The sequence below is a fragment of the Nocardia sp. NPDC058176 genome, assembly GCF_042883805.1.
GTDB lineage: Bacteria > Actinomycetota > Actinomycetes > Mycobacteriales > Mycobacteriaceae > Nocardia.
This window is the reverse complement of the sequence record NZ_JBHVVA010000004.1, coordinates 329,516-349,883: the sequence shown is the minus strand read 5'-3', so window position 1 is coordinate 349,883 and position 20,368 is coordinate 329,516. Positions and strand designations below refer to the sequence as shown.

Sequence of the window (20,368 nt, the reverse complement as noted above, 5' to 3'; positions counted from 1 at the left end):
CGGTGCCGGTTCAGGCGGCTCCGGTGGGTGGGGTGGACTGCTCGGTGACCTCGGGGCGGGAGTTGGAGCGGGCCAGGCCGGAGCAGGTGGGGCTGGATGGGGCGAAGCTCGCGGAGGCGTTGCAGTTCGCGGATTCGCGCAATCGGCTCAATGTGCAGGTGTTCCGGCACAACTGCCTGGTCGGGGAGGGGCCGCGCAATGACGAGACCGGGAATGTTCCGTGGAACATCTGGAGCGTCACCAAGTCGGTGGTGTCACTGCTCGCCGGGATAGCTTCCGATCAGGGGAAACTCGCGATCGACGCGCCGATCGATCGGTATCTGCCCGCGGGGCTCGGTGACGCCGCGCACCGGGCGATCACGGTGGAGAATCTGCTCACCGAGACCTCGGGGATGAAGGTGGGGGTGCTCACCGAGGGGATCACCGCGGTGATTCCGGTCGACCCGCACAGCGCGGTACAGGCGCTGGCGGTGGAGCTCACGAATCCGCCGGGCACCACGTTCAGCTACAGCCAGCGCAATGTGGACCTGCTGTCGTATGTGATCGAGCTGGCGGTCGGCGAACCGCTGCAGGAGTTCGCGCAGCGCGAGCTGTTCGGTCCGCTCGGCATCGCCGGCGAGGACTACTACTGGGCGCGCGACCGGTCCGGTTTCACCTACGGATACGCCCATCTGCTGATGCCGCCCAACAACCTCGCCAAGATCGGTCTGCTCGTCGCCAACGACGGTCGCTGGGGTGCCGAGCGGGTGATCTCCGACGAGTATCTGCGCAAAGCGCGCACCCCCTCACCGCAGAACAGCTGCTACGGGTACCTGTTCTGGGTGGGCGCCGACTGCGCCGAGTCGCCGGACTTCCTGCCGCCCGACACCTTCTTCATGTCGGGCCTGGCGTTGCAGAACGTCTTCTTCATGCCCGAGCTCGACCTGATGGTCATGTGGACCGGCGCCTTCGGCAATGTCACCGAGCACGGTGCCCGCGGGGTGATCGCGCACCCCGAGGAACTGCCGCACGAGTTCTTCCGGCGCCTGTTCGCCGCCTTCACCGATACACCCGTGCCGGTGGCCGAACCGTATGTGGAACCGCCGCTGGAGTTCGAGCCGAGCAAGCTGTTCGACGCCGAGATCCTGCTCGCGGTGTTCGGGGTTGGCAAAGGCGCCTACCCCGGCTGCACCGTCTTCAACTGCCTCGATCAGCCGCTCGCCCCACCGTTCGCCAGCATCCCGCCCGGCTGCGCGATCCTGGTCTGCCTCGGCGACGACCCGCGCACCCCCGGCATCAAGACAGCGGGGTGACCCAGCCGTGCTCGGTGTCCCCGCGCAACGCCGCCGCGTGCCGCTTGCGTAGCGCCGTGGTGAGCGGCCCGACGACGCCCGCGCCGACCGTGCGCCCGTCGACCTCGAAGACCGGCGCCGCCCCCGCCGAGGTGCCGGTCACGAACACCTCGTCGGCGATGTAGAGCTCGGTCAGGTCGACCGTGCGCTCCTGCACCGGAATCCCCTCCTCGTGCGCGAGAGTCAGGACGGTGCGGCGGTTGATCCCGTCGAGGATGTCGCAGGACACGTCCGGCGTGATCAGCGTGCCACCGCGCACCAGGAAGATGTTGGCCGCCGACAGCTCACACACGTGCCCGTTCCCGTCGAGGAAGACACAGTCGTCGTACCCACTGTCGATCGCATCCTGCTTCGCCAGCACCGAATTCACATACGCCCCATTGACTTTCGCCCGCGAGGGAATCGCATTGTCCGGAATCCGCCGCCACGGACTCGACTTCAACCGCATCCCGTCCTGCGGCACGATCGGCACCGCGTCATAGACGAACATGCTCACCTGAATCGCGCACCCCCGCACCCGAGTCCCCGGAATCGACTCCACCACATGCACACTCACCCGCACGAACACGTCCTCGCCAGGCGCATTCGCCCCGACCAGCTCCCGGACCCCCGCCTCGAACCGCGCGTAATCCCACTCCCGCGCGAACCGATCGATCCCGATGATCTTGCACGACTCCTCGAGCCGCCGAAAATGATCAGCCAACCGAAACGCGTGCCGCGCCCCACCCTCGACCAGCACCGGAAACACCGTATACACGCTCAACCCGTACAACACCGCCGAAGATGCGATCCCCACAGTCGCCTGATCAGCGGGAACAAGCCGGTCACCAAGAAACACATGCGAATGAGGTTGCGCCATCGCCCAAAACTAACAGCCAACCCACGAATCCCCCGAACGATTTATCCACACCCATACCCGGCCCCACCACCACCAACGCTCAAGTCCGCCATGACCGCACTACCAGCCCCGCACCCGCGACCCCGAGGAGCGGCGGCCGACGAAGTCGGCCGGTCGCGGCCGGGTCGCCGGTTAGGCGCCGTTGCGTAGGCGACGAAGGAGCAAGCAACGGTGCCTAACCGGCGGCCCCTCGGGGCCGCGACTCGAGCGCGCCAGCGCTCCAACAAACACAGCCCGTATACCGCCCCGTGTCACTAAACCCCAAGTCCGCCACCTACCGCACAACCAGCCACACGGCACTCCGCAAGACAGCGCCCTCCCGCGACCCCAGCCACACAGCACTACCCGAGACCACGCCCTCCCACAGGCCCACCCACACACCAACACCCACCACAGCCCCACCACCCACCACCACCCGAGCCAAAACCCACCCCAACAACAAACAAGCCGGACCATCCACCAAGATGGCCCGGCTCGTCAACCAACAAATCAGCGGTCGTTCAACAAAACTTCCGCGATCTGAATCGTATTCAGCGCAGCACCCTTACGCAGATTGTCCCCAGAAATGAACAACGCCAACCCACGCCCACCGGGCACACCCGGATCCTGCCGAATCCGCCCCACCAGCGAATCATCCTGCCCAGCAGCAGCCAACGGCGTCGGCACATCGACCAACCGCACCCCGGGCGCCTTGCCGAGCAGCTCCTTGGCCTGCTCCACCGAAACCGGCTCGGCGAACTCGGCATTGATCGACAGCGAGTGCCCGGTGAACACCGGCACGCGCACGCAGGTGCCGGACACCAGCAGCTCAGGCAATCCGAGAATCTTGCGACTCTCGTTGCGCAGCTTCTGATCCTCGTCGGTCTCGAACGACCCGTCATCCACCAGCGCACCCGCCAGCGGAATCACATCGAACGCGATCGGCGCGACATACTTGTTCGGCGCGGGGAACTCCACGGCGGACCCGTCGTGCACCAGCTTCTCGGCATCGTCGGCCACCGCGCGGATCTGCGAGGCGAGCTCCTCGACACCGGCCAGCCCCGAACCGGAAACAGCCTGGTACGACGACACGATCAACCGCTGCAGGCCGGCCAGGTCGTGCAGCGGCTTGAGCACCGGCATCGCCGCCATCGTGGTGCAGTTCGGGTTGGCGATGATCCCCTTGACCAGGTTGCGCGTGGCTTCGGGATTGACCTCCGAGACCACCAGCGGCACCTCGGGGTCCTTGCGCCAGGCCGAGGAATTGTCGATCACGGTGACACCGGCCGCGGCGAAGCGCGGGGCCTGCACCCGGGACATGGTGGCACCGGCCGAGAACAGCGCGATGTCGAGACCCGAGGGATCGGCGGTCTCGGTGTCCTCGACGACGATCTCGCCGCCGCGCCACGGCAGCGTCTTACCGGCCGAGCGCGCCGAGGCGAAGAACCGCACCTCATCGGCCGGGAAGTTGCGCTCTTCCAGCAGCTTCCGCATGACGGCGCCGACCTGACCGGTCGCGCCGACGACTCCTACACGTACACCCATGATTCAGCGCCCCGTTCCGCCGTGGACAACAGCGGCCTCTTCGCCGCCGAGATCGAAGGCCTTGTGCAGCACCTGCACGGCCTCGTCGAGTTCGGTGTCGCGCACCAGCACCGAGATGCGGATCTCCGAGGTGGAGATCAGGTCGATGTTGACGCCCGCGTTGGCCAGCGCCTCACAGAAGGTGGCGGTGACGCCGGGATGCGACTTCATGCCCGCGCCGACCAGCGAGACCTTGCCGATGTGGTCGTCGGAGAGGATCTCGGCGAAGCCGATCTCGTCCTGGCGCTTGGTCAGCATCTGCACCGCGCGGACCAGGTCGGTCTTCGGGCAGGTGAAGGTGATGTCGGTCTTGCCCGTGTCGACCTTGGAGATGTTCTGCAGCACCATGTCGATGTTGATCTCGGCGTCGGCGACCGCACGGAACACCTTGGCCGCGTAGCCCGGCTCGTCCGGCAGGGCGACGACGGTCACCTTGGCCTCGCTGCGGTCGTGCGCGACGCCGGTCAGGATTGCCTGCTCCACGGGAATGTCCTCCATCGATCCGAAAACAGTGGTGCCGATCTTGTCGGTGTAGGACGACCGGACATGAACGGGCACGTTGTAGCGGCGCGCGTACTCGACGCAGCGCAGCATCAGCACCTTCGAGCCACACGCCGCCATCTCGAGCATCTCCTCGTAGGAGATCTTGTCGAGCTTCTGGGCGTCGGCGACGATGCGGGGGTCGGCGCTGAAGATGCCGTCGACATCGGTGTAGATCTCGCAGACATCGGCTTTCAGCGCCGCGGCCAGGGCGACGGCGGTGGTGTCGGAACCGCCGCGGCCCAGCGTGGTGACGTCCTTGCTGTCCTGGCTGACGCCCTGGAAGCCCGCCACCAGCACGATCTGGCCCTCGGCCAGCGCCTCCTGCAGGCGGCCGGGGGTGACGTCGATGATCTTGGCGTTGCCGTGCGCACCGGTGGTGATCACGCCGGCCTGCGAGCCGGTGAACGAGCGCGCCTCGGCGCCGAGGGTGTGAATGGCCATGGCCACCAGGGCGTTCGAGATGCGCTCACCGGAGGTCAGCAGCATGTCCATTTCACGGGCGGGCGGGGCCGGGGCCACCTGCTCGGCGAGGTCGAGCAGCTCGTCGGTGGTGTCGCCCATCGCCGAGCACACCACGACCACGTCGTGCCCCTGCTTCTTGGTCTCCACGATCCGTTCAGCGACGCGCCGGATCCGCTCGGCGGTGGCCACCGAGGATCCTCCGTACTTCTGAACAACGAGAGCCACGGCAATGGTCCTTCACGATCGGGAATCGAGCTGCTATCAGCGACCAAGAGTACCGGCCGCCGTCCACCGGATTCCCCGCCACCTCCCCGGCCTGCGGAAACGACACAGGCTTGTCACCTTGTGGACAACTGCCGCAATCAGCCCCGTTCGAACCAGGTGACCTGCGCGCCGTTGTCGAATTCCTTGCGGCGCACCGGAGTGAACTGTGTCGGTTTGAAGACGCCGCCAAGGACCGAGATGCCCGCGCCCGCGATGACCGGATAGCTCTTGAGGATCATCGTGTCGATCTCGTCGATGAGCTGCCCGGCCAGGTTGCCGCCGCCACACAGCCAGATGTCGAGACCGTCCTGCTGCTTGAGCTCGCGCACCAGCTCGACCGGATCGCCGGCGAAGATCTCGACGCCGGGGTGTTCGGCCTGGTCGAGCGAGGACGAGACGACGTACTGCTTCATGTGCTGGAAAGGGCTCTCGACGTGCTCGCCCGGGAGGATGTAGGTGCCGCGGCCCATCAGCACGGTGTCCCAGTTCTTGGCGGGCAGCTCGGGATCGAGGCCGACATGGGGTCGCAGATGGGTCGGCATGGCGTCGGGGAACTCGGACGTCATCCACTCGACGTAGCTCGGCGGCGTCGGATAGAACTCCACCTCCCCGCCGGGACCAGCGATGTAGCCGTCGAGGGAGACGCCGATGTAGTAGACAAGCTTTCGCATGGTTACCGCCTAATTTGTAGTACTCTGTCTGTAGTGATTTCAAACGTAGTACTACAACCGGAGTGGTGTCAAGATGCGAACTAATCCCGAACGACGGCAAGCCCTGCTCGACGCGGCCATCGAGGTGCTGGCCGCCGAAGGTGCCCGCGGACTCACCTTCCGCGCCGTGGACAAACAGGCGGCGGTACCCGCGGGCACCGCCTCGAACTACTTCGCCAACCGCGATGAGCTGCTCACTCAGGCCGGAATCCGGTTCTACGAGGTGGTCCAGCCGACCGAGGAGACGATGGCCCTGGTCACCGACGGGCCGAAGTCGGTGGAGAACATCACCATGCTGATGAAGGAGGTGGTCGGTCGCCTGGAAGCGCATCGCACCGCCTACCTGGCCCTGCTCGAACTCCGGCTGGAGGCCACCCGGCGGCCCGAACTGCGCGAGGTGCTCACCGAACGGGTGCGCGCCGACCTCGACTTCAACGTCAGCAACCACCTGGCATCGGGCCAACCCGGCGACGAGACCTCGGTGCTGCTGCTCTACCTGGCCCTGAACTGGCTCATCCTCGAACACCTCACGCTGCCCGGCATCTTCACCGAAGAACAGAGCACGGCACTCATCGACGCCGCAGTGGCGCGAGTCATAGCCAGTTGACCGGTCGTTTGTCCAGACCATAGACGTGTTGACGATCACTGGTACTGCTGTGCACAATCGGGCGCGGAAGACAGCGGGGGTTCGGAGGATAGACAAAGATGCGCTCGAAAACCGACATCCGCTTCACCGTTGACGCCGATATCGATCAGGTGATGGACGCGCTGCTGGCCGTCGAACTATTGGCGGACTGGTCCGCCGCCTACAGCAATGTCCGGGTCGGGCCACGCGACGGCGACCGCAGGCCGCGGCGGGTCTTCGTCACGTCCCACTTCATGAACTACGCCGACGACCAGGTGCTGGAGTACAGCTGGGAAAAACACCGCGTGACCTGGGATGTCGTCGACAGCAGTCGCGGTTCCAAGGGCGGGGGCTGGTTCGACCTGCTGGAGAGCCCCGAGGGCACCGAGGTCGACTTCCATGTGGAACTGCAATTGCCGCTGCCCATCCCCGGCATCCTGTTCAACCGCACCCTGCGCAAGATGAACGACGAGACGGTCGCGAACTTCATCGACTTCGCCGAGCGGTTTCCCCACGTCGAGGGCTTCGCGGTCAGCTAGCGCCGCACAGAGCCGATGTGGTGTCGCACGCCGTGCTCGGCGGGCGTCGCGCCGCGCTGTGACGGCGGGACCTTGATCCCGGCGCGGACCGCGTCGTTGATCTGATCCAGGTTCTCCCGCAGCATGTCGGCGACGAGTTCGTCGGTGCGCGGATCCTGGAGCAGCTGGTTCAGCATGCGGTAGACCGTGTCGGCGACGAGCCGGATGATGTCGTCGTGGAACGGGACGTAGCGCAGCTTGCCGGTCTGCGGGTCGTTCTTGATCAGGTCGACGATCATCTGGTCGACCTCGGCGTGGTTCTCCTCCAGCGCCGCGGCGATGTTCTTGGTGTAGTGCCCGGCGCGCAGGACGTTGGAGACCTCGTCGAGGATCGCGACGGTCATCGGGCGCTTGATGATGTCGACGATGGTGCCGACGAACCGGCTCACGATCGTCGCGGTGACCCGCTCCCCCAGCGCCCGGTCGGCCACCCGGCCGAGCCGGATCAGGATCACCACGATCCGCAGCAACCGGAACCCGCGGAACAGCGGGCTGGTCACCGGGATCATGCCGAGGACCTCGTACCAGTAGACGAACGGGAAGGTCCACGGCCAGCCCGCCCGGCGCCACCGCCACAGGAATTCCAGCAGGAAGATCCCGCAGATCGTCCAGTCGATCACCACGATCGTCTGATAGGTCGAACCGGAGACGGGGAAGAAGGTGATCCAGACGACCAGCACCACGGAGATGATCGCCAGGATCAGCATCAGGATGTCGGTGCGCAGGGAGGGGGTCTTGGACCGCACGTCCGGCAATGCCTCGACCCGCTCGATACCCGGTGAGACCACCCGTTCTCCTGCTGCGTCTGGCGGCCGGGGCCGCGGTGTCCGGGCCGCACTGCCCGTGAGGTCGGCCGGTGGTGGCCCGGCTTGCGCTGTTGCCCACGCTAATTGGTTCACCGTCGCCGCGCGGGAAGTTGCGGGTGCCGGTCGGGGGCGTGTTCGCGACCTCAGTCGCGCAGGATCGCCTCGATATTGCGTTCGGCCAGCGCGGTGATGGTCAGCGACGGGTTGACCGTCGCGGTGCTGCCGGGGATCGCGGCGCCGTCCATCACGTACAGACCGCGATGCCCGTGCACGCGACCGTAGCCGTCGGTGGCCTTGCCGAGGACCGCGCCGCCGAGCGGATGCGCGGTGAACTTGGCGTTCGCGTCGTAGCCGAGCGCGCCGTACTCGGCGAGCGCGCCTGCCCGCTCGGCGATCCGGCGGTCGACCGCGCGGGCCGCGTCGACGACGGCATTCTGGGCACCGGACGACCAGTTCAGCCCGACGCTGTCGGCGGCCCGGTGGTAGTCGAAGCGGGCCCTGGTCGGGTCGAGCACCATGCCGAGCGAGGCGAGCGCGCCGGTCTCGAACGGGATGCCCGGGATGTACCAGTTCTCCAGGGTGAGCGGGGTGCCGGACTCGTCGTAGATGCGGCTGGCACTGGGCACGCCCTGGCCGCTGCCCGACAGTGAGCTGGCGCCGCGGGCCAGCACCACGTCGCCGTTGGTGCCGAAGCCGTCGCCGATGTGCTCGTTGAGATCGGGCAGGGTGCCGGTGGCCTGGGCCCGGACCAGCAGCTCGGAGGTACCGACGGAACCGGCGCCGAGGAACAGTTTGTCGCAGGTGAGCGTGCGGGTGCCGAGGACCTGACCGGTCGGGGCCAGTTTCGTCACGGTGACCACGAACCTGCCGCCCGATTCCTGGGCGATGCTGTCGACCCGATGGCCCGGATACACCTGCGACCTGCCGGTCTCGGCGGCGAAGCGCAGGTAGTTCTGGTTCAGGTCGAACTTGGCGCCGTTGGAATTGCCCAGGTTGGAGCGGGCGACGGTGGCCGAGGGGCGGGTGGCGCCGGACAGCTCGCCGCGCAGCACGTCCCAGGTGAAGATCGAATCGTTGGGCACCGGCTGGTAGCCCGCGGCGCGCACCTGGTCGTCCCAGGCGCGCGAGTGCGCGAACGGCGCGGAGTGGTAGATGTCGACGGGCATGGGGTCGAGGCGCAGCATCTGGCGCACCCGCGGGTAGTAGACCCGCTCCAGCTCGCCGAAGTCGACGACACCCCCGAAGACCTGGTCGAAGAGCCTGCGTTCGGGCGCCACCATCGCGCCCGTGAAGATCACCGAGCCGCCGCCGACCGCCGCCGCGCGCCACACATCGATGCCCGGGTACTCGGTGACATCGAGAACGCCGCCGAACCGGCCGAAACTCATCGGCACCTTGGTCACGCCGGTGAAGCTGGTGCGATGCCAGAACCCGCGCCCGTCGGGCAGATCGTCCCCGGTGAAGATCTCGCGCCACGGATCGTTGGGCCAGCGCGAACCACGCTCGAGCACGGTGTTGCCGATCCCGGCCTGCGCCAGCCGCAGCGCGGTCACCGCAGCCCCGAACCCGGAGCCGATGACGATGGCGGGCGAATGCTCCGGCGCGTCGGGAATCGGTTCGAAGATCTCCGGCACCCAGGACCGGAACATCGCCTCTCTCGGATCGGCCGAAGCCGAACCGCTGATCAGCGTCGTTCCCACGGCACCGGCGATCGTCGCCAGTCCCGCCGCCTTGAAGAAGGCACGTCTGTGCACCAGGCCACCTCCCTCATCACGCATGGCCGAGCGCAGAATACCGCGTAACTACCGAACTCCCCCGGTAGCGCGGACAATTTGTCACAGCTCACGACCGGGGGCAGGCGACGGCGACGGTCAGGTCGTCAACAACCGGATCACCGCGATGGTCCCCACCACCACGATCACCGCTCGCAACACATTCGGCGGCAACTTGCGGCCGACACGGGCACCCAGCTGACCACCGATGATCGAGCCCACCGCGATCAACGCGACCGCCTGCCAGTTCACCTCCGCGATCACGATGAAGATCGAGGCCGAGACCGCGTTCACGATCAGCGCCAGCACGTTCTTCACCGCGTTGAGCCGCTGGATGTCCTCGTGCACGAACACCCCGAGCAGCCCGAGCAGCAGCACGCCCTGGGCCGCGCCGAAGTAGCCGCCGTAGATGCCGGTGCCGAACACCGCGACCAGCAGGATCGGCCCACCGTGCAGGGGCGGCGCGGCGTCGCCGTCGGCGCGGCGCCGCTTCACCCAGGCGGCCAGCCGCGGCTGCACCACCACCAGGATCAGCGCGGCGATGATGAGCACCGGCACGATCGCCTTGAAGGCCTCCGCGGGCATGATCAGCAGCAGGATCGCGCCGGTGATGCCGCCGAGCAGCGACGCCGTGCCCAATTGCAGCAGCCGGGAACGCTGGCCCGCGAGCTCCCTGCGGTAGCCGATCACGCCGCTGACCGAGCCGGGGACCAGACCGATCGTGTTGGAGACGTTCGCCGTGACCGGCGGCAAACCGAAGGCAAGCAGGGTGGGGAAGGTGATCAGGGTGCCCGATCCGACGATCGTGTTGATGCCGCCCGCCGCGATCCCCGCGGCCAGGACGAGCAGCTGTTCCAGCCAAGTCATCCGAATTCCTTTGTGACGTCTCGTCGGACGCGATGGTCCGTACAAGCGTGCGTTTCGCTGAAAACCGTACCGGTCATCCGGTGGCATCCCCGCGGCGACCATATTTCCCAGGCCGCTTACCTGCGGGGGTGGGCACGCGGTAAGCTCGGAGCATCATGCAGCGGGCACTTCTTCTCGGCCGCCGCGACGGGTCCTGATTCGGACCGGCTCCCGTCGCGGGGTTCCAACGCGCCGGTCGACCCGCTCCCATCAGGGAATCCACCACACCCACGGAGAAACTTGCATGTCCTCGGCTGACGCATTCGTATCCGCATCGCGCACCATCTCGGCCCCCGGCAAACCCGCACCGGCCGACCAGCCCGCCTGGAACCAGCAGAAGAACTCGTCGATGCCCGCGTTCCGGTATCGCCCCTTCGCCGAAGAGGTCGAACCCATCTCGGTGCCCGACCGCACCTGGCCCGACAAGATCATCGATCGCGCGCCCGCGTGGTGCGCCGTCGACCTGCGCGACGGCAACCAGGCCCTCATCGACCCGATGAGCCCCGCCCGCAAGCGCCGCATGTTCGACCTGCTGGTGCGGATGGGTTACAAGGAGATCGAGGTCGGCTTCCCGGCCGCGAGCCAGACCGATTTCGACTTCGTCCGCGAGATCATCGAAGACGGCGCCGTCCCCGACGACGTCACCATCCAGGTCCTCACCCAGTGTCGCGCCGAGCTGATCGAGCGCACCTTCGAGGCCTGCAACGGCGCGCCGAACGTGATCGTGCACTTCTACAACTCCACCTCCATCCTGCAGCGTCGCGTGGTGTTCCGCGCCGAGCGCGACGCGGTGAAGAAGATCGCCACCGACGCCGCGTCGCTGTGCCTGGAGATCGAGAAGAAGTACCCGGACACCGAGTGGCGCTACGAGTACAGCCCGGAGTCCTACACCGGCACCGAGCTGGACTACGCCCGTGAGGTCTGCGACGCGGTCTCCGAGATCATCGCGCCGACCCCGCAGAAGCCGCTGATCATCAACCTGCCCGCCACCGTCGAGATGGCCACGCCGAACGTGTACGCCGACTCGATCGAGTGGATGCACCGCAACCTGGCCCGCCGCGATTCGATCGTGCTGTCGCTGCACCCGCACAACGACCGTGGCACCGCCGTCGCGGCCGCCGAGCTGGGTTATCAGGCCGGCGCCGATCGCATCGAGGGCTGCCTGTTCGGCAACGGCGAGCGCACCGGCAACGTCTGCCTGGTGACGCTGGGCATGAACATGTTCTCCCGCGGCATCGACCCGCAGATCAACTTCTCCGACATCGACGAGATCCGCCGCACGGTCGAGTACTGCAACCAGCTGGCCGTGGCCGAGCGTCACCCCTACGGCGGCGACCTGGTCTACACCGCGTTCTCCGGCAGCCACCAGGACGCCATCAACAAGGGCCTGGACGCGATGAAGGCGGTCGCCGACGCGCAGAACGCCGACGTGGCCGACATCGTGTGGGAGGTCCCGTACCTGCCGATCGATCCCAAGGACGTCGGCCGCACCTACGAGGCCGTCATCCGGGTGAACTCGCAGTCCGGCAAGGGCGGCGTCGCCTACATCATGAAGACCGATCACGGACTGGTGCTGCCGCGTCGCCTGCAGATCGAGTTCTCCCAGGCGATCCAGGCCATCACCGACGGTGAGGGCGGCGAGGTGACGCCCAAGGAGATGTGGGACGTCTTCGCCACCGAGTACCTGAACCCGGTCCTGCCGCTCGAGCGGATGCGCCAGAAGGTGACCGCCTCGGAGACCGACGGCGGCGTCGACGCCATCGTCGCCACCGTCAAGGTCGACGGCGTCGAGCAGGAGATCACCGGCTCCGGCAACGGCCCGCTCGCCGCCTTCGTCGACGCGATCGCCACCGTCGGCTTCGACGTGCGCGTCCTCGACTACAGCGAGCACGCGATGTCGGCGGGCGACGACGCCCAGGCCGCCGCCTACGTCGAGGTCGCCATCGGCGACAAGGTCGTCTGGGGCGTCGGCATCGCCACCTCGATCACCACCGCCTCGCTGCGCGCGGTCGTCTCCGCCGTCAACCGGGCGGCCGACCGCTAGTTCTCGACACCGAAGGCCGGGTTCCCCCGTGGGAACCCGGCCTTCCATGCCTGTGGACAACTCTGGCCCGACCGGTCGGGTTCGCCGTGATCCATTCGCTGACCTGCGTGGATGCTCAGATACTGCCGAGTACGAGCCCGCTGCCGCCGACACGGGATCTTTTGCACCGTGCTAACTTTTCAGTGCACATTCAGCGCCGAGCTTCCTGCTCGTTCAGCGAGCAAGTGGGGGAATTGTGACCAACAACGACCATAATCCGACCTCTCCGCCCTGGCTGCAGAGTCCGTCGGCTGATACGGCCGACGCTGCGTCCGGTCCCACCGGTGTGCAGACGGCGACCGAGGGCGACAACGGGCTCGCCGAGCCGACCGCTGACGCCGCCGCCGAGCAGCCGTCGCCGGAGCAGGCGAGCGCCGAGTCCGAGCCGCAGGCCGGGATCGCCGAGCAGACCAATGTGTTCCAGCCCGGTACCTTCGCGCCCGGACCGTTCGCGCAGAACACCTATTCGGTGCCCGATCCGTATCAGAGCGGTGGCGCGCATCCCCTGGTGAACGCGCCGGAGCAACAGTGGCAGGGCCAGCCGGGGCCCGGTGAGCAGCCCTATCCCGGCCCGCACGCGACCGGTGAGCAGCCGTACCCGGGTCCGCCGCCGCAATACGGCGAGCAGCCGCAGTACCCAGGTGCCGAGCAGCCGCAATATCCTGGCGCCGAGCAGCCGCAGTTCCCGGGTCAGGAGCAGCCGCAGTTCCCTGGCCAGGAGCAGCAGGCGCAACCGCCGCAGTCCGACGCCATCTACAGCTGGGCGCCGCCGCCACCGCCGATGTACCAGCCGCCGATGCAGGGCGGTATGCCACCCGGCCAGCTACCCGGTCAGCCCGGACAGCCGGGTCAGCCCGCGCCCCTGGTCCCCCCGCCCGGTCAGCAGTGGCAGGGCGGACCGGCCCAGCAGCATCAGCCGTTCCAGCCTCAGCACGTGCCCGCACCGGGTCAGCCCGGCCACTCGGTCAACGATCTGAACCTGCTCAAGCGGGCCCGCAAGGCACCGCGCAGCGGGTGGCGCCGGGCCGTGCACAAGGCCTCGGGCGGCGTGATCAACCCGGGCGAGTCGGCGGCCGATGTCGTCCATCGCGATCTGGGCGAGCGGGTCAACCAGCCGGTTCGCGGTGACTACCGGATCGCGATCCTCTCGCTCAAGGGCGGTGTCGGCAAGACCACGACCACCGTGGGTCTCGGTTCCACCTTCGCCACCCAGCGCGGTGACCGGGTGATCGCCATCGACGCCAACCCCGACCTCGGCACGCTGGCCCACCGGGTACCGCGCCAGACCCGCTCCACGGTGCGCAACCTGCTCGAAGACCAGAACATCACCCGCTACTCCGATGTTCGCGCGCACACCTCGCAGGCCCCGAGCCGGCTGGAAGTGCTCGCCTCCGAACAGGATCCGGCGGTGTCGGAGGCCTTCAGCGAGGCCGATTACCGCAAGGCCATCGGCATCCTGCAGTCGTTCTACAACATCATCCTCACCGACTGCGGCACCGGTCTGATGCACTCGGCGATGTCGGGTGTGCTGGACATGGCGAGCTCGCTGGTGCTGGTCACCTCCCCCGCCATCGACGGCGCCCGCAGCGCCTCGGCGACGCTGGACTGGCTCGATCACCACGGCTACAGCAAGCTGGTCGAGCGCACGGTCGTGGTGGTGAACGCCTCGCGCCGCGGCGCCTCGACGGTCGACCTGGACCAGCTGCGCAAGCTGTTCCTCGACCGCACCCGCGCGGTGCAGATCGTCCCGTTCGACGATCACCTGGCCGAGGGTGCCGAGATCGACCTCGAGCTGGTCAGCAAGCCGACCCGCCGGGCCCTGCTGGAGCTGGCCGCGATGGTCGCCGACGATTTCGGCTACCACGGGCAGCCGCCGCAGCAGTCGTTCCAGCCGGGTCAGCCCTACCAGGGCCAGCAGTACCAGCCGGGTCAGTTCTGACGGATCCCGGCGTCAGCGGGCATCGAGCTCCTGCACGCTGACGCCGGAACGCTCCTGTACATCGCGGGCCGCGGCGTCGAATGCCGCGAGCACCGTGGCGATGGCCGGGCGCTCGGCGGCACGTGGCCGGGTGACGATCTCGTACATCCGCGCCGCGCGCACGCCGGCCAGCCGCAGCACCGACAGCCCGGGATGGGCGACGGCGAAACGCGGCATGAGCGCGACGCCGTAGCCCGACGCGACCACCGTCTCGATCACCCGGAAGTCGTTGAGCCGCTGCGCGATCCGGGGCCGCACCCCGGTGACGGTGGCGATCGATTCGAGCACGTCGTCCACCGGGAAGCCACCGCGCACGCTCACCCAGCTCTCCTCGGCCAGTTCCTCCGGCCGCACCGATCCCCGGCCCGCCAGCGGATGGGTCGGCGCCACGACGACATCGATGGGTTCGCGCATCAACACCCGTGCCGCGAGCCGCGGCCCGGTCACCGAGGGCGCGCGTTCATCGCGATGGGTGAGGACGATGTCGTAGTCGGCCAGCAGTTTCGGCGCCTCGGTGGGCGGCAGGTCCTCGTCTCCGGCGATGATCTCGACGCCGCTGCCGGCCAGGGCGGCGAGCACCGGCGGGAGCAGCAGCGCGGCACCGGACGGGAAGAACGCCACCCGCACCTGGCCGCGCGGGGAGCCCCGGTAGGTGGCCATCTCGGCGGCGGCGCGTTCCATCGCCGCGAGGACGTCGTCGGCGCGCAGGACCAGCGCGTGGCCCGCATCGGTGAGCCGCACCCGGCGGCCATCGGGTTCCAGCAGTGCCACTCCCGCCTCCCTGCCGAGCACCTTCAGCTGCTGCGAGACGGCCGAGGGCGTCATCGACAGCGCCGCGGCGACGGCGGCGACCGTGCCGCGATCGGCGAGTTCGCGCAGGATCCGCAGGCGCTCGATCGAGAACATGAAGTAAATCTACGTTATCAGTCCACTTTTATTCGATTGTCCTGATGGTTAGCGAACCGCACGATGAAGGGCGTGACCACCCGCGATCGCCTGCTCGGACTGACCGTCGTCGTGCTCTGGGGCCTGAACTTCCTCGCCATCCGGATCGGCCTCGATCACTTCCCGCCCTTCTTCTTCGGCGCGCTGCGCTTCGCCGTCATCGCGATCCCCGTGCTGGTGTTCATTCCGCGCCCGGCCGTGCGCACCCGGTGGTTGCTGCTCTACGGGACCGGGTTCGGCATCCTGCAGTTCGCGTTCCTGTTCACCGCGATGCGCGTCGGCATGCCGACCGGGCTGGCCTCGCTGGTGCTGCAGTCCTCGGCGCCGTTCACCGTGCTGCTCGGCGCGGTGCTGCTGCGCGAGCGCCCGCGGCCGGTGCAGATCGCGGGGCTGATGGTGGCCGTGCTCGGGATGGTCGTCATCGGCGCGGACCGGATGGCGCACGCCACGCTGCTACCGGTCCTGCTGACGCTGGCCGCGGGACTGGGCTGGGCGTTCGGCAACATCGGCGCGCGCAAGGCGAGCGCCGACTCCCCCGGTGTCGATCCGCTGCACCTGACGCTGTGGATGTCGGTGGTGCCGGTCGTGCCGATGCTGGCGCTGTCGATGCTTGTCGAGGGCCCTGACACCGGTTTCCGCGCGCTCGGCGCGTCGTTCTCCACGGCGGGTCTGCCCGCTCTGGGCGCGCTGGCCTACATCGCGATCCTCGCGACCGTGTGCGGTTCGGGCCTGTGGACCTATCTGATGAGCCGCTATCCGGCGGGCACGGTGGCGCCGTTGACGCTGCTCGTCCCGGTGGTCGGCTTCGCCGCGGCGTGGGTGGCGTTCGGCGAGCAGCCGACGGTGGCCGCGCTCCTCGGCGGCGTGATCGTCATCGCGGGCGCGTTCGCGGCGACGACCACCCGCCGTGCCCGGCCGACCATCGAACCCGCGCCGAGCCCGCGGCCCGTCCAGGTCTAACGTCCAATTCGACGCACGATCGGGCACCTTATGGCTAGCATGTGACCGATCGCGCGCTGCGTTATCCGCGCGACCGGTCGGTATCAGGCGCGGGCGAACGACGCACAGGTCGCAACAGCCAGGTCTTCGCCGCGCTCTAGAGTGGTAGCAAATCGCAGGCAATACTCGAGCAAGGCAGCTGAACAGCATATGGCGGAACAGCGGTGGCCCGTTTCGCGAAGATCCTTTCTTCGTGGCACGGTCGCAGCGGGGGTGGCATCGGCGGGGGCCGTGGCGGGAGCGCCCGGTGTCGCGCTCGGCGCGCCGCCCGGACGCTCCGTCGCCGTCCTCGGCGGTGGCGTCGCCGGGCTGAGCGCGGCGCACGAACTCATCGAGCGCGGTTTCGAGGTGACCGTCTACGAGGCGCGCGCGTTCGGCGGCAAGGCGCGCAGCGTCGGCGTGCCGGGCACCGGCCGCGACGGCAGGCCAGATCTGCCCGGTGAGCACGGGTTCCGCTTCTTTCCCGGCTTCTATCAGAACCTGCCCCACACCATGCGCCGAATTCCGGTCGCGGGCAATGCCGATGGCGTGTGGAACAACCTCGTCACGGTTCCCGAGGCGCGTTTCTCCCGCCGCGACGGCGACGACATCACCCTCGCCCTGCCCGGTGACGGCTTCCCCGGCGCGACCACACCGGAGGTGATCCGGGAGACCCTCGCGGGCACCATCACGACGCTGACCAGGATGCCGCCCGAGGAGAGCGCGTACTTCGCCAACCGGTTGCTGGTGTTCAACAGCAGCTGCGAGGCGCGCCGCTTCGGCCAGTGGGAGCACACCTCCTGGCAGGACTTCGTGCAGGGGCACGCGCGGTCGCACGAGTTCCGGGCGATCGTTTCCCGCTCGCTGACCAGCATCATGGTCGCGGCCAAGGAGAACCTGGCCAGCACCCGCACCATCGGCGGCATGGGTGAGCAGTTCCTCGGCAATCCGCTCGGCATCGGCAACGACGGTGGTCTGGACCGGGTGCTGAACAACGCGACCAATATCGCCTGGATCGATCCGTGGGTCGAGCACCTGCGCGGATTGGGCGTTCGTTTCGAACTCGGCGCGCGGGTCGAGGAACTGGTGGTGCGCGACAAGCGCATCGGCGGCGCGCGGATCAACGGCGTCGGCACGGTCGAGGCGGACTACTACGTGGTGGCTATGCCGGTCGAGCAGGCGCGCAAACTGTGGTCGCCGCAGGTACTCGCGCTCGCGCCGGAGTACGCGGCGATGGACCGGCTTTTCGTCGACTGGATGAACGGCATCCAGATCTATTTCCGCACCCCACTGCACATTTCGCGCGGGCACACGGCCTATGTGGACTCGCCGTGGTCGCTCACCTCGATCAGCCAGAACCAGCTGTGGACCCGCCGGCTGAGCTCCTTCGGCGACGGCACGGTCGCCGACTGCCTCTCGATCGACATCTCCGACTGGAACACCCCCGGCGTGCTCTACGGCAAACCCGCCGTGGCCTGCACGCACGAGGAGATCTACCGCGAGGTCTGGGCCCAGCTCACCGCCCATCTCAACGATCGCGAACAACTGCTGCGCCCGGCCGACGTGCACTCGTGGTTCCTCGATCCCGGGATCACCTGGCAGGGCGCGCGCAATGCCAACGCCGATCCGCTGCTGATCAACACCGCCGGTTCGTGGGACGCGCGGCCCGACGCGCACGGCCCGATCGAAAACCTGTTCCTGGCCGGTGATTACGTGCGCACCGACGTCGACCTGGCGACGATGGAGGGCGCCAACGAATCGGCGCGCGCCGCGGTGAACGCGCTGCTCGACGTGTCGGGATCATCGGCGCCGCGCTGCAACATCGTCAAGCTGCGCCGCACCCCGGAGCTGGAACCGCTGCGGGTCATCGACGCCGACCGCTATGCCAAGGGCCTGCCCAACATGTTCGACGAGCCCGTCTGACGCAGCTCACACCGCTCCCGCACGCGGACCGCGACACCGCGCACATAGACTCGCGGCGTGGCAGACATCTCGGTGCGTGGGCGCCTGGCTTTGCGAGCGGCGGCGGCAGCGTCGTGGGCTTCGCAGAAGGCGGGCCGCGGCAAGGGTTCGATGATCGGCGGCCTGATCGCCCTGAAGATCGATCCGACGATCATGACGCAGCTCGGGCGCGGCAGGCGCACGGTGCTGATCACCGGCACCAACGGCAAGTCGACCACCACCCGCATGACCACGGCCGCGCTCGGCACGCTGGGTGCGGTCGCCACGCAGGCCGACGGCGCCAACATGGACGCGGGCATCGTCGCGGCGCTGAGCCTGCACCCCGGGGTGGCGCTGGCCGCGATCGAGGTCGACGAGCTGCATCTGCCGCACGTCAGCGACGCGCTCGACCCGGCCGCCATCGTGCTGCTGAATCTGAGCCGCGATCAGCTCGACCGGGTCGGCGAGATCAACATGATCGAGCGCAAGCTCCGCGCCGGGCTGGCGCGTCATCCCGACGCCGTCGTCATCGCCAACTGTGACGACGTGCTGATCACCTCCATCGCCTACGACCATCCGAAGGTCGTGTGGGTCGCGGCGGGCAGCGGCTGGGCCGTCGACGCGACGAGTTGTCCGCGCAGTGGCGAGCCGATCGTCTGGGAGGGCGAGAACTGGCGCTCGACGGGCGCGGATTTCCATCGGCCGGAACCGGAGTGGTGGCTGGAAGGCGAGGAGCTGCACGGCCCCGAGGGGTTCCGTTCGACGCTGCACCTGTCCCTGCCCGGCCGGGCGAACCGCGGCAACGCGGCCCAGGCCGTTGCCGCCGCGGTGGCGCTGGGCGCCGATGCGGTCAAGGCGACCGACGCGACCGGCACCGTCCGCGAGATCGCGGGCCGCTACCGCACGGTGACCGTCGGCGAGCACGACGCGCGACTGCTGCTGGCCAAGAACCCCGCGGGTTGGCAGGAGGCGCTGTCGATGATCGAGCCGACCTCGGCCGGTCTGGTGATCGCGGTCAACGGGCAGGTGCCCGACGGCGAGGATCTGTCCTGGCTGTGGGACGTGCGGTTCGAGCACTTCGAAGGGGTGCAGGTGGTGGCCTCGGGTGAGCGCGGCACCGATCTGGCCGTGCGCCTGACCTACGCCGGTGTCGAGCACACGCTGATCCCCGATCCGGTGCGCGCGATCGAGTCCTGCCCGCCCGGGCACGTCGAGGTGCTGGCCAACTACACCGCGTTCCGCGACCTCAACCGCGATCTGGAGGCACGCGCATGAGCTCGACCATCCGTATCGGTCTGGTGCTGCCCGATGTGATGGGCACCTACGGCGACGGCGGCAATGCCCTGGTCCTGCGGCAGCGGCTGCGCATGCGCGGCTACGACGCCGAGATCATCGACATCACCCTGGCCGACCCCGTCCCCGACTCCTTCGACATCTACACCCTCGGCGGCGCCGAGGACTCGGCCCAGCGCCTGGCCACCCGGCACCTGCAGAAGTACCCCGGCCTCCAGCAGGCCGCCGCCAAGGGCGCGCCGGTGCTGGCCATCTGCGCCGCCATCCAGGTGCTCGGTAACTGGTACGAGACCTCCGCGGGCGAGAAGGTCGACGGCGTGAGCCTGTTCGACGTCACCACCTCCCCCCAGGACATCCGCGCCATCGGCGAGGTCACCACCACCCCCCTGCTCGCCGGCCTGTCCGCCCCCCTCACCGGCTTCGAGAACCACCGCGGCGGCACCACCCTCGGCCCCGACGCCAAGCCACTGGCTCGGGTCACCCGCGGCGTCGGCAACGGCGTCGGCGACGGCACCGAGGGCGTCGTCCAGGGCTCTGTCATCGGCACCTACCTCCACGGCCCCGCCCTGGCCCGCAACCCCGAACTGGCCGACCACCTCATCGCCAAGGCCCTCGGCATCCCCGCCACCGACCTCACCCCCCTCGACCTCCCCGAGGTCACCCGCCTCCGCAAGGAACGCCTCCGCGCCTGA

General features: G+C 68.3%; 17 protein-coding genes. 9 read left to right on the top strand and 8 right to left on the bottom strand.

Translation table 11 applies throughout. The features are described 5' to 3' along the window. The first annotated feature begins 23 nt into the window (after positions 1–23). Positions 24–1,292 carry a serine hydrolase domain-containing protein gene (locus ACFVVM_RS22940; protein WP_387621677.1) on the top strand — a complete coding sequence of 423 codons (1,269 nt, stop codon included), beginning with the start codon at positions 24–26 and terminating at the stop codon, positions 1,290–1,292. Here the strand turns inward: ACFVVM_RS22940 and ACFVVM_RS22935 are convergent. The 4 genes from ACFVVM_RS22935 to ACFVVM_RS22920 form a co-directional block, all read right to left on the bottom strand. Continuing rightward, positions 1,276–2,190: an aminotransferase class IV gene (locus ACFVVM_RS22935; protein WP_387621675.1), complete on the bottom strand. Its 915-nt coding sequence runs from the start codon at positions 2,188–2,190 to the stop codon at positions 1,276–1,278. The two genes, ACFVVM_RS22940 and ACFVVM_RS22935, sit on opposite strands and share 17 nt — an antisense overlap. A gap of 528 nt (positions 2,191–2,718) precedes the next feature. Further along, positions 2,719–3,753, bottom strand: coding sequence for an aspartate-semialdehyde dehydrogenase (locus ACFVVM_RS22930; RefSeq protein ID WP_387621672.1), 1,035 nt, complete (start codon positions 3,751–3,753; stop codon positions 2,719–2,721). Positions 3,754–3,756: 3 nt separating this feature from the next. Beyond that, positions 3,757–5,022: an aspartate kinase gene (locus ACFVVM_RS22925; protein WP_387621669.1), complete on the bottom strand. Its 1,266-nt coding sequence runs from the start codon at positions 5,020–5,022 to the stop codon at positions 3,757–3,759. A gap of 137 nt (positions 5,023–5,159) precedes the next feature. Beyond that, complete coding sequence (locus ACFVVM_RS22920; RefSeq protein WP_387621666.1) at positions 5,160–5,732, bottom strand: dihydrofolate reductase family protein; 573 nt, start codon at positions 5,730–5,732, stop codon at positions 5,160–5,162. Between the two features lie 73 nt (positions 5,733–5,805). On the opposite strand from ACFVVM_RS22920, the gene ACFVVM_RS22915 reads away from it, so the two are divergent. Continuing rightward, positions 5,806–6,378: a TetR/AcrR family transcriptional regulator gene (locus ACFVVM_RS22915; RefSeq protein WP_387621663.1), complete on the top strand. Its 573-nt coding sequence runs from the start codon at positions 5,806–5,808 to the stop codon at positions 6,376–6,378. A gap of 98 nt (positions 6,379–6,476) precedes the next feature. Beyond that, positions 6,477–6,935: an SRPBCC family protein gene (locus ACFVVM_RS22910; RefSeq protein WP_387621661.1), complete on the top strand. Its 459-nt coding sequence runs from the start codon at positions 6,477–6,479 to the stop codon at positions 6,933–6,935. On the opposite strand, the gene ACFVVM_RS22905 is transcribed toward ACFVVM_RS22910, so the two are convergent. From ACFVVM_RS22905 to ACFVVM_RS22895, 3 genes are all read right to left on the bottom strand, one after another. Further along, entirely contained in the window at positions 6,932–7,762 is an 831-nt protein-coding gene (locus ACFVVM_RS22905; RefSeq protein ID WP_387621659.1) for an ion transporter, read from the bottom strand. The genes ACFVVM_RS22910 and ACFVVM_RS22905 overlap by 4 nt on opposite strands. Before the next feature lie 161 nt (positions 7,763–7,923). Next, positions 7,924–9,534 (bottom strand): GMC oxidoreductase, encoded by a 1,611-nt coding sequence (locus ACFVVM_RS22900; protein ID WP_387621657.1) that lies wholly within the window; start codon positions 9,532–9,534, stop codon positions 7,924–7,926. Between the two features lie 117 nt (positions 9,535–9,651). Beyond that, complete coding sequence (locus tag ACFVVM_RS22895) at positions 9,652–10,419, bottom strand: sulfite exporter TauE/SafE family protein (protein ID WP_387621654.1); 768 nt, start codon at positions 10,417–10,419, stop codon at positions 9,652–9,654. A gap of 283 nt (positions 10,420–10,702) precedes the next feature. Here ACFVVM_RS22895 and leuA point away from each other — a divergent pair, with 283 nt between their 5' ends. Continuing rightward, on the top strand, positions 10,703–12,502 hold the full coding sequence (gene leuA / locus ACFVVM_RS22890; protein WP_387621651.1) for a 2-isopropylmalate synthase: 1,800 nt from the start codon (positions 10,703–10,705) through the stop codon (positions 12,500–12,502). Positions 12,503–12,827: 325 nt separating this feature from the next. Continuing rightward, positions 12,828–14,480: an AAA family ATPase gene (locus ACFVVM_RS22885; RefSeq protein WP_387621649.1), complete on the top strand. Its 1,653-nt coding sequence runs from the start codon at positions 12,828–12,830 to the stop codon at positions 14,478–14,480. 12 nt (positions 14,481–14,492) lie between these two features. Here the strand turns inward: ACFVVM_RS22885 and ACFVVM_RS22880 are convergent, their stop codons facing one another. Further along, a complete protein-coding gene (locus ACFVVM_RS22880; RefSeq protein ID WP_387621646.1) occupies positions 14,493–15,425 on the bottom strand; it encodes a LysR family transcriptional regulator in 933 nt (310 codons plus the stop codon). A 72-nt stretch (positions 15,426–15,497) separates the two neighbouring features. On the opposite strand from ACFVVM_RS22880, the gene ACFVVM_RS22875 reads away from it, so the two are divergent. From ACFVVM_RS22875 to ACFVVM_RS22860, 4 genes are all read left to right on the top strand, one after another. Then, positions 15,498–16,424 (top strand): EamA family transporter, encoded by a 927-nt coding sequence (locus ACFVVM_RS22875; RefSeq protein WP_387621643.1) that lies wholly within the window; start codon positions 15,498–15,500, stop codon positions 16,422–16,424. 189 nt (positions 16,425–16,613) lie between these two features. After that, entirely contained in the window at positions 16,614–18,365 is a 1,752-nt protein-coding gene (locus ACFVVM_RS22870; RefSeq protein WP_387621641.1) for an FAD-dependent oxidoreductase, read from the top strand. Between the two features lie 57 nt (positions 18,366–18,422). Beyond that, positions 18,423–19,658, top strand: coding sequence for a MurT ligase domain-containing protein (locus ACFVVM_RS22865; RefSeq protein ID WP_387621638.1), 1,236 nt, complete (start codon positions 18,423–18,425; stop codon positions 19,656–19,658). Further along, positions 19,655–20,368 carry a type 1 glutamine amidotransferase gene (locus tag ACFVVM_RS22860; protein WP_387621635.1) on the top strand — a complete coding sequence of 238 codons (714 nt, stop codon included), beginning with the start codon at positions 19,655–19,657 and terminating at the stop codon, positions 20,366–20,368. Before ACFVVM_RS22865 ends, ACFVVM_RS22860 begins: the two co-directional genes overlap by 4 nt.

Excerpts from the sequence above, each read along its gene's own strand:
- ACFVVM_RS22880 (WP_387621646.1), bottom strand. The coding sequence starts at position 15,425 with ATGTTCTCGATCGAGCGCCTGCGGATCCTGCGCGAACTCGCCGATCGC.
- ACFVVM_RS22935 (WP_387621675.1), bottom strand. The coding sequence starts at position 2,190 with ATGGCGCAACCTCATTCGCATGTGTTTCTTGGTGACCGGCTTGTTCCC.
- ACFVVM_RS22895 (WP_387621654.1), bottom strand. The coding sequence starts at position 10,419 with ATGACTTGGCTGGAACAGCTGCTCGTCCTGGCCGCGGGGATCGCGGCG.
- leuA (WP_387621651.1), top strand. The coding sequence starts at position 10,703 with ATGTCCTCGGCTGACGCATTCGTATCCGCATCGCGCACCATCTCGGCC.
- ACFVVM_RS22915 (WP_387621663.1), top strand. The coding sequence starts at position 5,806 with ATGCGAACTAATCCCGAACGACGGCAAGCCCTGCTCGACGCGGCCATC.
- ACFVVM_RS22870 (WP_387621641.1), top strand. The coding sequence starts at position 16,614 with ATGGCGGAACAGCGGTGGCCCGTTTCGCGAAGATCCTTTCTTCGTGGC.
- ACFVVM_RS22930 (WP_387621672.1), bottom strand. The coding sequence starts at position 3,753 with ATGGGTGTACGTGTAGGAGTCGTCGGCGCGACCGGTCAGGTCGGCGCC.
- ACFVVM_RS22920 (WP_387621666.1), bottom strand. The coding sequence starts at position 5,732 with ATGCGAAAGCTTGTCTACTACATCGGCGTCTCCCTCGACGGCTACATC.
- ACFVVM_RS22910 (WP_387621661.1), top strand. The coding sequence starts at position 6,477 with ATGCGCTCGAAAACCGACATCCGCTTCACCGTTGACGCCGATATCGAT.
- ACFVVM_RS22860 (WP_387621635.1), top strand. The coding sequence starts at position 19,655 with ATGAGCTCGACCATCCGTATCGGTCTGGTGCTGCCCGATGTGATGGGC.